This window comes from Streptomyces albireticuli, assembly GCF_021228125.1.
Lineage (GTDB): Bacteria > Actinomycetota > Actinomycetes > Streptomycetales > Streptomycetaceae > Streptomyces > Streptomyces albireticuli.
The window spans coordinates 96,682-110,148 of the sequence record NZ_JAJQQS010000006.1 but is presented as its reverse complement, the minus strand read 5'-3'; the positions used below and the strand labels follow the sequence as shown (position 1 = coordinate 110,148).

Annotated in this window: 13 protein-coding genes; 5 read left to right on the top strand and 8 right to left on the bottom strand. The window is 71.8% G+C overall.

The window, feature by feature from the left end; genetic code table 11:
• Positions 1–13 precede the first annotated feature (13 nt).
• Positions 14–430: a hypothetical protein gene (locus LUZ64_RS13465; protein WP_095582330.1), complete on the top strand. Its 417-nt coding sequence runs from the start codon at positions 14–16 to the stop codon at positions 428–430.
• 144 nt (positions 431–574) lie between these two features.
• Positions 575–1,291 carry a nucleotidyltransferase family protein gene (locus LUZ64_RS13460; RefSeq protein ID WP_095582331.1) on the top strand — a complete coding sequence of 239 codons (717 nt, stop codon included), beginning with the start codon at positions 575–577 and terminating at the stop codon, positions 1,289–1,291.
• An 86-nt stretch (positions 1,292–1,377) separates the two neighbouring features.
• On the opposite strand, the gene LUZ64_RS13455 is transcribed toward LUZ64_RS13460, so the two are convergent.
• The 3 genes from LUZ64_RS13455 to cysS form a co-directional block, all read right to left on the bottom strand.
• Entirely contained in the window at positions 1,378–3,015 is a 1,638-nt protein-coding gene (locus LUZ64_RS13455) for a DoxX family protein (RefSeq protein ID WP_248288414.1), read from the bottom strand.
• Between the two features lie 177 nt (positions 3,016–3,192).
• Positions 3,193–4,143 carry a 23S rRNA (guanosine(2251)-2'-O)-methyltransferase RlmB gene (gene rlmB / locus LUZ64_RS13450; RefSeq protein WP_095582333.1) on the bottom strand — a complete coding sequence of 317 codons (951 nt, stop codon included), beginning with the start codon at positions 4,141–4,143 and terminating at the stop codon, positions 3,193–3,195.
• Between the two features lie 104 nt (positions 4,144–4,247).
• Positions 4,248–5,642: a cysteine--tRNA ligase gene (cysS, locus tag LUZ64_RS13445; RefSeq protein ID WP_095582334.1), complete on the bottom strand. Its 1,395-nt coding sequence runs from the start codon at positions 5,640–5,642 to the stop codon at positions 4,248–4,250.
• Between the two features lie 171 nt (positions 5,643–5,813).
• Between cysS and LUZ64_RS13440 the strand changes: the two genes are divergently transcribed.
• Positions 5,814–6,977, top strand: coding sequence for an acyltransferase family protein (locus LUZ64_RS13440; protein ID WP_232390473.1), 1,164 nt, complete (start codon positions 5,814–5,816; stop codon positions 6,975–6,977).
• A 201-nt stretch (positions 6,978–7,178) separates the two neighbouring features.
• Complete coding sequence (locus LUZ64_RS13435; RefSeq protein WP_095582335.1) at positions 7,179–8,408, top strand: acyltransferase family protein; 1,230 nt, start codon at positions 7,179–7,181, stop codon at positions 8,406–8,408.
• 123 nt (positions 8,409–8,531) lie between these two features.
• Here LUZ64_RS13435 and LUZ64_RS13430 read toward each other — a convergent pair whose 3' ends face one another.
• The 4 genes from LUZ64_RS13430 to LUZ64_RS13415 all read right to left on the bottom strand — a co-directional run bounded on the left by LUZ64_RS13430 (position 8,532) and on the right by LUZ64_RS13415 (position 11,224).
• Positions 8,532–8,939: a PPOX class F420-dependent oxidoreductase gene (locus tag LUZ64_RS13430; RefSeq protein WP_095582336.1), complete on the bottom strand. Its 408-nt coding sequence runs from the start codon at positions 8,937–8,939 to the stop codon at positions 8,532–8,534.
• Positions 8,940–9,121: 182 nt separating this feature from the next.
• Positions 9,122–9,628: a 2-C-methyl-D-erythritol 2,4-cyclodiphosphate synthase gene (gene ispF, locus LUZ64_RS13425; protein ID WP_095582337.1), complete on the bottom strand. Its 507-nt coding sequence runs from the start codon at positions 9,626–9,628 to the stop codon at positions 9,122–9,124.
• Positions 9,618–10,397: a 2-C-methyl-D-erythritol 4-phosphate cytidylyltransferase gene (ispD, locus tag LUZ64_RS13420; RefSeq protein ID WP_095582338.1), complete on the bottom strand. Its 780-nt coding sequence runs from the start codon at positions 10,395–10,397 to the stop codon at positions 9,618–9,620. The genes ispF and ispD overlap by 11 nt, the downstream gene beginning before the upstream one ends.
• A 344-nt stretch (positions 10,398–10,741) precedes the next feature.
• Complete coding sequence (locus LUZ64_RS13415) at positions 10,742–11,224, bottom strand: CarD family transcriptional regulator (RefSeq protein WP_003953493.1); 483 nt, start codon at positions 11,222–11,224, stop codon at positions 10,742–10,744.
• Positions 11,225–11,768: 544 nt separating this feature from the next.
• On the opposite strand from LUZ64_RS13415, the gene LUZ64_RS13410 reads away from it, so the two are divergent.
• Complete coding sequence (locus LUZ64_RS13410; protein WP_095582339.1) at positions 11,769–12,497, top strand: copper chaperone PCu(A)C domain-containing protein; 729 nt, start codon at positions 11,769–11,771, stop codon at positions 12,495–12,497.
• A 246-nt stretch (positions 12,498–12,743) separates the two neighbouring features.
• Here the strand turns inward: LUZ64_RS13410 and phoP are convergent, their stop codons facing one another.
• Positions 12,744–13,415, bottom strand: coding sequence for a two-component system response regulator PhoP (phoP, locus tag LUZ64_RS13405; RefSeq protein ID WP_478078993.1), 672 nt, complete (start codon positions 13,413–13,415; stop codon positions 12,744–12,746).
• Positions 13,416–13,467 lie beyond the last annotated feature (52 nt).

Genomic DNA, 13,467 nt, shown 5'->3' with positions numbered 1-13,467 from the left:
TACCATCTGCGACATGAACCAGGCCGCCCGCCGCATCGGCAGAACCCTCGCCCTCGTCCTCCCCGTCGTTCTCGTCCTTTCCGGGACTCTCGCGGTCACCCGCGTCCCGTGGGCGGCGCCGACGGCCGAGTCGCAGGTGCTCACCGCCTCGTCCGAGACCGCCTCCACCCAGGCCAAGGCCCCCCGCCAGGCCCATGAGGTGCTGCGGGACCGGCTGCTGACCGAGCTCCAGGAGAAGAACCCGGGCGAGGCGCTCACCGACCTCCAGACGGCCGTGAACGGCCGCCCTTCCCTGGCCCGGCACTGCGCCGAGCTGGCCCGCGCGCTCGGCCGCGCCGCCGTCGCCAAGTACGGCCTCAAGGGCGCCCAGTCCTTCGCCCGGCCGGTCTGCGACACCTCGTACGCCGCCGGCGTCGCCCAGACCCCCTGACCGTTCCGCTCGGGCCCGGCCGCCGCACCCCGTAGCACCCCGCACCACCGGGCGCTCCTCGGAGCGCCCCGCGCAGCACTTCCGTACGGACCGCCCGTCATGCCGCCCGCACCCCCGCCCGGGCAGCCGCATATCGTGCGGAGCATGACCGGCACGCACCCGCACCCCACCCAAGCCGTCGTCCTGGCCGGCGGCCAGGGTTCGAGGCTGCGCCCCTACACCGACGACCGCCCCAAGCCGATGGTCGAGATCCCCGGCACCGGAACCCCGATCATCGGCCACCAGCTGGCCTGGCTCGCCGCCGAGGGGGTCACCGACGCCGTCGTCTCCTGCGGTCATCTGGCCAAGGTTCTCCAGGACTGGCTCGCGTCGGCCGATCTGCCGCTCCGGGTCACCACGGTCGTCGAGCCGGAGCCGCTGGGCCGCGGCGGCGGGCTGAAGTTCGCCGCAGCCTCGCTGCCGCACCCGGACCGGCCCTGGTACGCCACCAACGGCGACATCTGGACCCGCTTCTCGCTCCGCGAGATGGCCGCCTTCCACCACGAGCGCGACGCGGTGGCCACCCTGGCCCTGGCCCGCCCCCGGATCCCCTGGGGCGCCGTGGAGACCAACGAGTTCGGGCAGGTCCTGGACTTCATCGAGTCGCCGCCGTCGCCCTACCTGATCAACGCCGGGGTGTACGTCTTCTCCGCCGCCTTCCGGGACATGCTGCCCGACCACGGCGACCACGAGCGCACCACCTTCCCGCGCCTCGCCCGCGAGCGGCGGCTGGCCGGCTTCCCGCTGCCTCAGGGCGCCTACTGGCGGGCGATCGACACCGCCAAGGACCTGACCGAGGCGGCCCGGGAACTCGCCGGATAGCGCGCCGCCCGCCGGACGTACGGACGCCCCCGCACCGGGTCGGTGCGGGGGCGTCCGTACGTCCACGGGGCCCGGGGCCCCCGGGCTCAGCCGAGGAGACCGCCGAGGGCGCCTCCGCCGCGGGAGCCGCCGGTGGAGGAACCGCCCGTCGAGGAACCGGTGCTGCCGCCCGTGCTGCCGCTGCCCGTGCCCGTCGACGTCGAGGAGCCGGTGGGCGTGCGCGGCGCGGCCGGAGCGGCGGGCCGCTGCGGGGTCTGCGGCGCGGGGCGAACCCCCTGGCTGGCGCCGGGGCGCCCGGCGGTGCCGGCCGAGCTCGCCGGGGTCCGCGCGCCGCCCGGGGCGGCCGGGGCCGTCGCGCTCGGGGTGGCGGTCTTCCGGCCCGGCAGCGTGGGCTTGGGCGTGCCGGGGACGGACGGGCCCAGGTGGCCGCGCGAGGGCGAGCCGGTGCCGGGGCGCTGCGGGAGCGGGGAGCCGGGGAGGTTGTTGGCCGGCGGGTCGGCCGGGCCGGGCACCTGGGCGACCTCGGAGGAGCGCACGGCGCCGCCGAGGGTGGAGCCGACCAGGAGGGAGAGGCCGATCAGGACCGTCGCCATGATCGTGCCGCGGCGCAGCACCCGGCGGCGGAGGTCCCACAGCTCGGCGCGCGGGCCGAGGCGCCGCCACGCCTCACCGGCCAGGCGCCCGTCCAGGGAGTAGAACGGGGCGCCCGCGATGACCAGGGGGCTCCAGGCGGCCAGGTAGATGATGTCGGGGGCGTCGTAGGCGGGGACGGTGCGCCAGCTGACGGTGACCAGGAGGGCGGCCGAGAGCAGGACGCCGATGACGGCCGCGAGGCGCTGCCAGAGTCCGAAGATGGTGAGGACACCGACGAGGACCTGGAGGAAGGCGACGGTGAGGCCGGCGCCCACGGGGTGGCTCAGGGCGAGGTCGCGCAGCGGTGAGGCGACCGCCCAGGGGTGCAGCTGGGTGAGCCAGGTGACCATGGAACCGCGGCGTCCGCCGTCGAAGTAGACGGGGTCGCAGAGCTTGCCCATGCCGGCGTAGATCGAGATGAAGCCGAGGAAGACGCGCAGCGGGAGCAGGACGACGCCGAGGTTCATCCGGCGGCCCGGGTAGTAGGCGTGCCGGACGGCGTCGCCGCCCTGGCGGCGGGGGCCGTCGCCGTCCTCGCCGTACTCGCGGGCGTCGAACTCGTCGTAGCCGTACTGATCTTCGTCGTACGCGCTGCCGGTGGGGCGTACGCCGCGCAGCAGTTGGGTCCGCGGAGCGCCGGGGCTGCCGGGACCCACGGGGTCCACGAGCTCACCGGGGCCGGTGTGATCCGCGGGACCGCGCGGGCCGACGACCGTGGTGGGCGGGTCGTCGACGCGGATCCTGGGCAGCACCTGGGTGGACCCCGCGTCGCCGGGGACCGCCGAGTCCCTTACGGCCTGGAGGAGTTCGGTGGGCGCCGAGTCGCCGGGCGCGGCACGGCCGCTCCACACGACGGGGGCTCGGCGCTTGGCCGTGCTCTTGACCGTGGGCAGCTGCGCGGTGTCGGCGACCCCGGCGAACTGGCGGGCGACGCGCGGCGGCCGGGCGAGCTGCACGCGGAAACTCAGGTGGTTGACGACGATCTGCGCCGGGTCGGACGGCACTTTCACCGTACTCAGCGCGGGCTGGTCGTCGTACCCGGAAGAGCTTCCCCCCGTGGGTGTGCGGGGTGTTCTGGTGTCCACACTCATCTAACCGAGTGACTTCTGATTAGGACACTGCCTTGACCGGTTCGAACTGTCCGAGACGCGTCAAGGCTCCGGACGACAAACGCCGGACGGGAGGAAAAACCCCCGTCCGGCGTTTAACGGCGCTTTTCGGTGTACTTCGACCACTACCGCCGGAGCGGAGCGGTCCTCGCGCCGGCGTCAGGCCCGGCGGCGCGACGCCTCGTACAGCACGACACCGGCCGCGACACCGGCGTTGAGCGACTCGGCGCCGCCCGGCATCGGGATGCGGACGCGGAAGTCGCAGGTCTCGCCGACGAGGCGGGAGAGGCCCTTGCCCTCGCTGCCGACGACGATCACGACCGGGCCCTCCAGGGCGTCGAGCTCGTGCAGCTCGACGTCGCCGTCGGCCGCGAGGCCGACGACCGTGAGGCCGGCCTTCTGGTAGCCCTCCAGCATCCGCGTCACATTGGTGCAGCGGGCCACCGGGGTGCGGGCGGCGGTGCCGGCGGAGGTCTTCCAGGCGCTGGCGGTCATGCCGGCCGCGCGGCGCTCGGGGACGACGACGCCGTGGCCGCCGAAGGCGGAGACCGAGCGGACGACGGCGCCGAGGTTGCGCGGGTCGGTGATGCCGTCGAGGGCGACGATCAGCGGGTCCTCGCCGTCGTCGAACGCGGCGGCGGTGAGGTCCTCGGGGTGGGCGTACTCGTACGGCGGCACGGAGAGGACGAGGCCCTGGTGGTTCAGGCCGTTGGTCATCCGGTCCAGCTCCGGACGGGGGGCCTCCATGAGGTTGAGGCCCTTGTCCGCGGCGAGCTGGAGCGCCTCGCGTACGCGCTCGTCGTTCTCGATGTACTGCTGGACGTACAGGGTGTTGGCGGGCACGCCCTCGCGCAGCGCCTCGACGACGGAGTTACGGCCGACGACGAGCTCGTTGGTGCCCTTGGGGCCACCGCGGCGCGGGGCCGGGCGCTTGGACTCGTGCCTGGCCTTGGCACCGGCGATGCGGTTCTTCTTGTGGCCCTTCCGCATGGAGGCGGGCGGGGTCGGGCCCTTGCCCTCCAGGCCCCGGCGTCGCTGACCGCCGCTGCCGACCTGCGCGCCCTTCTTGTTGGACGTGCGGCGGTTCCTGCGCTGGCTGTTGCCGGCCATGGGTGCACCTGTTTCTTCACTGCTCAGAGCCGCTGGCCGCGACTTCTGTAAACGTACGTACGAAAAGTGTCCCTCAGGACGGTCGGCGACGCTCGGATCCCGGGCTAGGACAGGGACCAGCGGGGGCCGGACGGGGTGTCCTCGATGGCGAGGCCGGACTGCTGGAGCTGGTCGCGGATGGCGTCGGCGGTGGCGTAGTCCTTGCGCCCGCGGGCGGCCTGGCGCTGCTCCAGCACCAGGCGGACCAGCGAGTCGACGACGCCGTGCAGATCGTCGCCGCGGCCGCCGTCGGCACCGGCCCACTGCTCGTCCAGCGGGTCGAGGCCGAGGACGCCCAGCATGGCGCGGACCTCCGCCAGGCGGGCGACGGCGCCTTCCTTGTCGTCGGCGGTCAGCGCGGAGTTGCCCTGGCGGACGGTGGTGTGGACGATCGCGAGGGCCTGCGGGACGCCCAGGTCGTCGTCCATGGCCTCGGCGAAGGCGGGCGGGACCTCGGCGGCCGGCTCGACCGGGCCGGCCTTCTCCACGACGCGCTGGATGAAGCCCTCGATGCGCGCGAACGCGGACTCGGCCTCGCGCAGCGCCTCCTCGCTGTACTCGATCATCGAGCGGTAGTGCGGGGTGCCGAGGTAGTAGCGCAGCACGATGGGGCGCCAGTGCTTGACCATCTCGGAGACGAGCACGGAATTGCCGAGCGACTTCGACATCTTCTCGCCGCTCATGGTGACCCAGGCGTTGTGCACCCAGTAGGCGGCGAAGGCGTCGCCGAAGGCCTTGGCCTGGGCGATCTCGTTCTCGTGGTGCGGGAAGATCAGGTCCAGGCCGCCGCCGTGGATGTCGAACGCCTCGCCCAAGTACTTGTGGGCCATCGCGGAGCACTCCAGGTGCCAGCCGGGACGGCCGCGGCCCCACGGGGTCTCCCAGGAGGGCTCGCCGGGCTTGACGGCCTTCCACATGGCGAAGTCGCGGGGGTCGCGCTTGCCGGTCTCGCCCTCGCCGGAGGGCTGGAGCAGGTTGTCCAGCTCCTGGTTGGAGAGCTCCAGATAGCCGGGGAACGAGCGCACGTCGAAGTAGACGTTGCCGTCGGCCTCGTAGGCGTGGCCACGCTCGATGAGGCCGCGCATCATCTCGACCATCTCGGTGACGTGGCCGGTGGCGCGGGGCTCGTAGGTGGGCGGCAGGCAGCCGAGGGCGTCGTAGCCGGTGTTGAAGGCGCGCTCGTTCTCGTAGCCGATGGACCACCAGGGGCGGCCCTGCTCGCCGGACTTCTTGATGATCTTGTCGTCGATGTCCGTGACGTTGCGGACGAAGGTCACGTCGTAGCCGCGGTAGGCGAACCAGCGGCGCATGATGTCGAAGTTGAGCCCCGACCGGATGTGTCCGATATGCGGGGCGGCCTGCACGGTCGCGCCACACAGGTAGATCGAGACGCAGCCCGGGACGATCGGGGTGAAGTCACGGATCTGCCGGGCGCTGGTGTCGTACAGGCGAATGGTCACGCAACCAGGGTAGTGGCCCCTGAGCAGTGCCCCGGGCAATCGGCCGGTTCATTCGTCAGACGGCACACTTTGCCCCTTATTTGCTTTTTGCACCAAAAATACAATTCGTCGTGGTAACTTCCCGGCACGCCTTCCGCTTCCCGGCGGGCGCCGCGGAACCCTGGAGGGACGTTGCACTCCACGCTGCCGGTCCAGCACGAGCAGCCGGGTGCCCGGACGGAGCCGGCCGCGGAAGCGGCCCCGGGGGCGGACCGGGAGCCGGAGCCGGCGGGCGGCGCGTCCCGGCACGGCCGCCTCGGCGCCCTGGACGGTCTGCGGCTGTGCGCGGCGCTGATGGTGGTGGCGTACCACTACATGGCCTTCGGCAGCGGCGTCTGGGGGCGCCCGTCGGCGGAGGCGTTCCCCCTGGCGCACCTGCCGGCGTCGTACGGCTGGCTGGGCGTCCAGCTGTTCTTCCTGATCAGCGGCTTCGTGATCTGCATGAGCTGCTGGGGCAAGGGCGTGGGACAGTTCGCCGCCTCGCGCGTCACCCGGCTCTTCCCCGCGTACTGGTTCGCCGTACTCGCCGTGGCCCTGGCCGTCCATCTGTGGCCGCCGGACGGCGAAACCCCCGAGCCGAGCGACGTCGCCGTCAACCTGACCATGCTCCAGTCACCCCTGGGGGTGGACCCGGTCGACGGGGTGTACTGGACGCTCTGGATCGAGCTCCGCTTCTACCTGCTCTTCGCCCTCGTCGTCCGTAAGGGGCTCACGTACGGGCGCGCGGTCGCCTTCTGCGTGGTCTGGGCCGTCGCGGCGGCCGTCGCGCGGGCGGTGGACAACCCGGTGCTGGACCAGGTGCTGATGCCGGAGGACTGCTGGTTCTTCATCGCCGGCATCGCCTTCTACCTGATGCACCGCTTCCGCCCGAACCTGGTGCTCTGGCTGCTCGTGGCCGGCAGCTTCGTGATCGCGCAGCACTATCTGCTGATCGCGCAGGGCCGGGCGGAAGGCCATATGGGCCACCGGGTGCCGCAGTGGCCCACGGTGGCGCTGATGGCGTTCTTCTTCCTCGCCGTCATGGCCGTCGCGCTCGGCTGGACGCGGCGCCTGGAATGGCGCGGGCTGACCGCGGCCGGAGCGCTGACCTATCCCCTCTATCTGATCCACGAGCGCCTCGGCTGGATGGTCATCGAGCACCACGCCGGCCGGCTGCCCCGCCATGTGCTGCTGCCCGCGCTCGTGCTGGCCATGCTCCTGGCGGCCTGGCTCGTCCACCGCCTGGTGGAGCGCCCGCTGGCCCGGGCGCTCGGAAGCGGCCTGAGACGGGCCGTGACGGACATCCGCTCCGGGTGACACCCTCGCAGGAGCGGCCCGCGCGCCGTCCCTGTACCGCTCCTGCACAACCCCTGCACAAGATCAGTTACAGCAGGGGCTTGGAATTACTGGAGCGACGGGAGATAACTGTCACGGCGGTGCGCGGACTTTCTGTGTCAGCATGCGTGCGACCTGCCCCTGCGTAGGATGAGCCGACCAAATTCACTGGAAGAGGACGACATGCGTTTCGCCGGACGAGGTGAACTCGAGGGCGGCCGTGCAGCAGCCGTCCAGCGGTCCGCCCCACGGCTCTACGTCCTGGACGGGCTCCGGATCATCGCGGCCCTGATGGTCGTGATGTTCCACTACGTCTCCCTGCGGGGCGGCTGGGGGCAGGACACCAGCGACATCTTCCCCGAGCTGAAGCCGTTCGCCCGGTACGGGTGGCTGGGTGTGGAGGTCTTCTTCCTCATCAGCGGCTTCGTGATCTGCATGAGTACCTGGGGCCGCACCCTGGGCGATTTCGTGATGTCCCGGGTGTCCCGGGTCTATCCCGCCTACTGGGTCGCGATCGGGCTCACCACCTTGATCGTTTCCCTCTGGCCGCAGGTCCGCCAGGTACACAGCTACGACGACGTCCTCACCAACCTGACAATGCTCCAGACGGGCTTCGGTGTCTGGGACGTGGACGGCGTCTACTGGACGCTCTTCGTCGAGCTGAAGTTCTACGTATTGTTCGCCGCCGTGGTGGCCACGGGCGTGACGTACCGCAAATGCGTGCTGTTCTGCGCGCTCTGGACCGTAGTCGCCATGACCGCCACCCAGGTGGACAGCAAGCTGCTCACCATGTGGGCCATGCCGCTGTACGCGCCCTATTTCGTCGCGGGCATCGCTTTCTACCTCATGTACCGCTACCGCCCCACGGCGCTGCTCTGGGGAATCGCCGGCCTCTCCCTGCTGCTCGCCCAGCACCACCTGACCAAGCGGGTCGCGGACAACTCCACGCACGACATCGCGGTCTGGCCGGCCCGGCTGATCGTTCTCGCCGCGTTCGTGATCATGGCGCTGATCGCCGTCGGCGCCTGCAACAGGATCCAGTGGCGCTGGCTGTCCACGGCGGGCGCGCTCACCTACCCGCTGTATCTGCTCCACCAGTACATCGGGATGACGGTCATCTACGCGCTGCGGGAGAAGCTGCCGCCGTACGTGCTGGTCTTCGGCCTGATCGTGGCGATGATGGGCGCGGCCTGGCTGCTGCACCGCCTCGTGGAACGCCCGATGGGCTCCTGGCTGCGCAAGGTCATGCGATCGAGCATGGACGAGATGCGGCGGCATTCCCCCGCGGGAGCGGCGCGGAGCGCCGACAAGGTCGTCCCGGCGCCGGACACGGCAGTGGCTCCGCAGCGCCTGCGCGCCTACGGCCCGGCGGAACCGGACCGCGTGGGCGCGGGGCGCCCGGACGGAAGCTGAGCCTCCCGGGGCTCCGCCCCGGACCCCGGTCCTCAATCGCCGGACGGGCTGAAAATCAGCCCGTCCGGCGTTTGAGGACATTCGGGAAGGGGCGGGGTGGGGAAAGAGCCGCCCGCAGGGCCCCTAGATCGAGCCCACCACCCGCCGCGGAGAGACCCGCACCACCACCCGCCGCGCGTCGTCCTTCGCCGCCGGATTGAAGTCCGCGTAATCCTTCCCCGTGTACTTCCGCGACAGAGTGTCGATCAGCTCCGGCCCGCCCTCCGTGGTCATCGTGGCCGTGCCGCGGACCTCCGCGTACGTGTACGGCGCGTTGTGCGGGTTGATCATCACGCTCACGCGCGGGTCCCGCCGGAGGTTCTTCTCCTTGCGGCGGCCCACCGTGGTGGAGATCAGCAGGTCGTCGCCGTCGCGCGTGACCCAGGTGACCGACAGCTGGGGGCTGCCGTCGGGCTGGACGGTCGCCAGGGTCGCGAAGACCGGGCTGTCGTCGATGAGCTTCTTCAGGTCGTCGGAGAGTGCGGCTGACACGGCGCGGGTCCTTCCCTCGGCTGACGGCCGCGCGGGGGCGGCGTGGCCTCACCGTAAGGCGCCGGGCACGCGAAAAGGGCCGTAAGGGGGCCGACAGCCCCCGAACAGCCCTCTCGGGTACTTCTTCGCGCGGCGACACGCCGTAAGGGCGCGGACGGCGCCCGTGGGGCCGCCGGCGGCGGTCAGCCCGCCGCGCGGTACACCAGCGCCGTGGCGACGGCCGCCAGGCCCTCGCCTCGGCCCGTGAGGCCCAGCCCGTCCGTCGTGGTGCCGGAGACCGACACGGGCGCCTGGATCGCCTCCGAGAGGGCCTTACGGGCCTCCTCGCGCCGGGTGCCGATCTTGGGGCGGACGCCGATCACCTGGATCGCGACGTTGCCGATCTCGAAGCCCTCGGCCCGGACGATCCGGGCGGCCTCGGCCAGCAGGGTGACGCCGGCCGCGCCCGACCACTCGGGGCGGTCCGTGCCGAAGTGCGCGCCGAGGTCGCCGACGCCGGCGGCGGAGAACAGCGCGTCGCACGCGGCGTGCGCGGCGACGTCGCCGTCGGAGTGGCCCGCCAGGCCGTGCGAGGCGCCCTCCCAGAGCAGACCCGCGCACCACAGCTCGCGGCCCTCCTCGAAGGCGTGCACGTCCGTGCCGATGCCCACCAGGGGCAGCACCGGGGTGCCGGGGGTGTCAGAAGCCATCGTTGGCCCTCCTGCGGGCGAGTACGGCCTCGGCCAGGACGAGGTCCAGCGGGCGGGTCACCTTGAACGCCTCCTCGTGGCCGGGCACCACGACGACCGGGGCGCCGAGCCGCTCGACGAGGCCCGCGTCGTCCGTGGCGCCCTCGCCCTCGGTGGCGAAGGCGGCGAACTTCTCGTGCGCCGCGTCGAGCGTGCGCCGATCGAAGCCCTGGGGGGTCTGCACGGCGCGCAGCAGCGCGCGCTCGGGGGTGCCCACGACCGGCTCGGGCTCGCCCGCGGCGGCGCCGGTGCGCGGCTCGACCTCCTTGACGGTGTCGGCCAGCGGCAGCGCCGGTACGACGGCCGGCGCGCCCGCGCGCACGGCGGAGATCACGGAGTCGACGGTCTCGACGGGCACCAGGGGGCGCGCGGCGTCGTGGACGAGGACGGTGGTGACGTCGTCGGGAAGGGCGGCCAGGCCGCGTCGCACGGACTCCTGACGGCTCTCGCCGCCGGGGACGACCAGCAGCTCGGCGCGATCGTGGCCGGTCAGGGGATACGCGTCGAGGAGGGAGCGGACCTCGGCGGCGCCGTCCGGCGGGGCGACCACGACGACGAGGGAGACGGCGCGCGAGGCGGCCATCGACCGGACGGCGTGGACGAGCATCGGGGTGCCGTTGAGGGTGCGCAGCGCCTTGGGCGCGCCGGGGCCCAGCCGGACCCCGCGGCCCGCCGCGGGGATGACCGCGGCGGTGCGCGAAAGGGTGGCGGCGGGTGCTCGATCAGACATTGCGATGGCGTTCAGGTTTGCTTCCTCGGCCGAATTGGGTATGGCCTCAGCGTGCCGGGCACTCCGCTCCGACCAGCCCCTTCCGTGACAAGCTGGTCGGGTCGGCTGCCCGAGCCCGGCACACCAAGCACGTCGTGAACGGTCGGCGCCTCGGCGCCACCGAGCAGAGATGCCGCAGCGCCCGGCGGATGACTGTCGTCATCGCGCGGGCACCGCGGCACTTCTTTACGTCCGGCACCTGGCCTTATGTCCGGCACCTCATGTCCCGCCGCGTCACCTCGGCGCGTCCTGGAGAACGTCCTGGACGGCGCTTCGTGGCGTCACCGCGTCGGGGCATGACGACGTCAGGACGCGAGGACCTCGTCGAGCAGGGCCTCGGCCTTGTCCTCGTTGGTGTTCTCCGCGAGGGCCAGCTCGCTCACCAGGATCTGGCGCGCCTTGGCGAGCATGCGCTTCTCACCGGCGGAGAGGCCACGCTCGCGCTCACGACGCCACAGGTCGCGCACGACCTCGGCGACCTTGATCACGTCACCGGACGCGAGCTTCTCGAGATTTGCCTTGTAGCGACGGGACCAGTTCGTCGGCTCTTCGGCATACGGTGCGCGCAGCACCTCGAAGACCCGGTCCAGCCCGTCCTGGCCGACCACATCGCGCACACCGACGAACTCCGCATTGTCCGCCGGCACCCGAACCGTCAGGTCACCCTGGGCGACCTTCAGCACCAAGTAGGTCTTGTCCACGCCTTTGATCTGGCGAGTTTCGATGGCCTCGATCAGCGCGGCCCCGTGATGGGGATAGACCACGGTGTCGCCAACCTTGAACGTCATGTGACAGGTACCCCTTCCGTGGCTATCCAGTCTAACACGGGAACTGCCCGTTCTGAATGGCGTTTTCGCAGGTCAGGGCATATCTCGGGGCTTGACAACAGCAACCGGAACGTGCTGCGGGAGGGTTCCGGAAGCGGGTATTCGCAGGTCGGAGCGGTTCTTCGGGCGGGGCGAAACGGGCACGTTACACCCGCCCGGAGTCCCTCGCGAGCGACCGAACGTCCCGTTTTGCCGGGGTCCGGTCGGCGGACTTCCGCTACTCCGTTCGGGGCGGGACGCCCTTCGCCACCCGGATTCGGGAATTGATCACGCTGAACTTGATCAATTCCCGAACACCTTCCCGGACCCCCGCGCATTCCTCACGGATAATCCGCCGCGCGGTGTGCGGGACGTTCCTCTCGGCGTTGATGGGCGATATTCGGCCGTGCGCCCGGGCGAGGGCTTGTTGACCATGAGGGCGGGTCGGGTGCGGAGCCCCGGAGACGGGTCGGTAACCTGAGCGCGCTGACACACCTCTTACTTCGTCCAAGGAGATGCCGCCGCCGTGAGCAGCAGCCTTCGACGCGGCACTCTCGCCGCTTCCGCCCTCGTGCTCTCGATCGCCTCGCTCACCGCCTGTGCGGCGGGCAACAGCGCCCAGACGCTGGAGGTCAAGCCGGACAACGCCGCCACGTCGGTCGGCGACATCAAGCTCCAGAACATCAACGTGATCACCCAGCCGGACCTCAAGGCCACCGGCCCCGCCGTGATCACCGGCACGCTGTTCAACAACGGCCGCGAGGACCAGACGCTGGAGAAGATCACCCTCGCCGGCAAGTCCGGCGCGACCGTGAAGCTCACCCCGGCGGGCGGCTCCGGCAAGCTCGTCGTGCCCGCGGGCCGCTCGATCGTCCTCGGCGGCAAGGGCAACGCCTCCGCGGTGCTGCCGAACGGCCGTGAGGCGATCAAGGACGGCGAGCAGCAGAAGCTGACCTTCGACTTCAGCGAGACGGGCGACGTGAACATCGGCGCGTTCGTCGTCCCGGCGACCAGCTACTTCAAGGAGTGGGGCCCCGAGGCGCCCGCCCCGGCCCAGTCCGGCAAGGCCGGCGACAAGCCCGGCAAGCCGTCCGGCACGCCTTCCGGCAAGCCCTCGGGCACCCCCGGGGCCCCGTCGGGCGCCGCGGGCGCCCAGCAGGGCGAGCAGGGCCAGCAGGGCGGTGAGCGCCAGGAGGGCGCCACGCAGGGTGGCCAGCAGCAGGCCCAGGGCGGCCAGCAGCACGCCGGCCACTGACGGGGACACCAGGCCGACGCCGAGGGGCCCGGAAGCGGAATGCTTCCGGGCCCCTCGGCATGTCCCGTACGCCGTGTACGTCCCGTGCGTCCCGTACGTTCCGGCACGAGGGCGGCGCGTCCCTCGTACGGGCGGATCCTCCCGCGGCACCGGCGGGCGGGCCCGCCCCCGTACGGCCGGGCCGGGTCTCCCACGGCCCCGTAACGGCCGGGCCGGGTCTCCCCCGCCCCGTACGGCCGGTTCTTCCTACGGCTCGAACTTGTAGCCCAGGCCCCGGACCGTGACCAGGTAGCGCGGCGCGCCCGGGTCGGGCTCGATCTTGGCGCGCAGCCGCTTCACATGGACGTCGAGGGTCTTGGTGTCCCCCACGTAGTCGGCGCCCCACACGCGGTCGATGAGCTGCATCCGGGTGAGCACCCGGCCCGCGTTGCGCAGCAGCATCTCCAGCAGGTCGAACTCCTTCAGCGGCAGGTCGACCTTGCCGCCGGAGACGGTGACGACGTGCCGGTCGACGTCCATCCGGACCGGACCGGCCTCCAGGGCGGCGGGCGAGACCTCCTCGGGCTCGCCTCTGCGGCGCAGGACGGCCCGGATGCGGGCCACCAGCTCCCGGGAGGAGAAGGGCTTGGTCACATAGTCGTCGGCTCCTATTTCCAGCCCGACGACCTTGTCGATCTCGCTGTCCTTGGCCGTGACCATGATGACGGGCACGTTGGAGCGCCCGCGGAGCTGCCGGCAGACCTCCGTACCGGGGAGGCCCGGCAGCATCAGGTCGAGCAGGACGAGGTCGGCGCCGTTGCGCTCGAATTCGTCCAGCCCGTCGGGCCCGGTGGCCGCGACGGCGACCTCGAACCCTTCCTTGCGGAGCATGTAGGACAGGGCGTCGCTGAAGGATTCCTCGTCCTCTACGACGAGCACACGCGTCACGGATGGACCTCCGGTCGGGTTTCTGTGCGGGTACGGGGGGTCG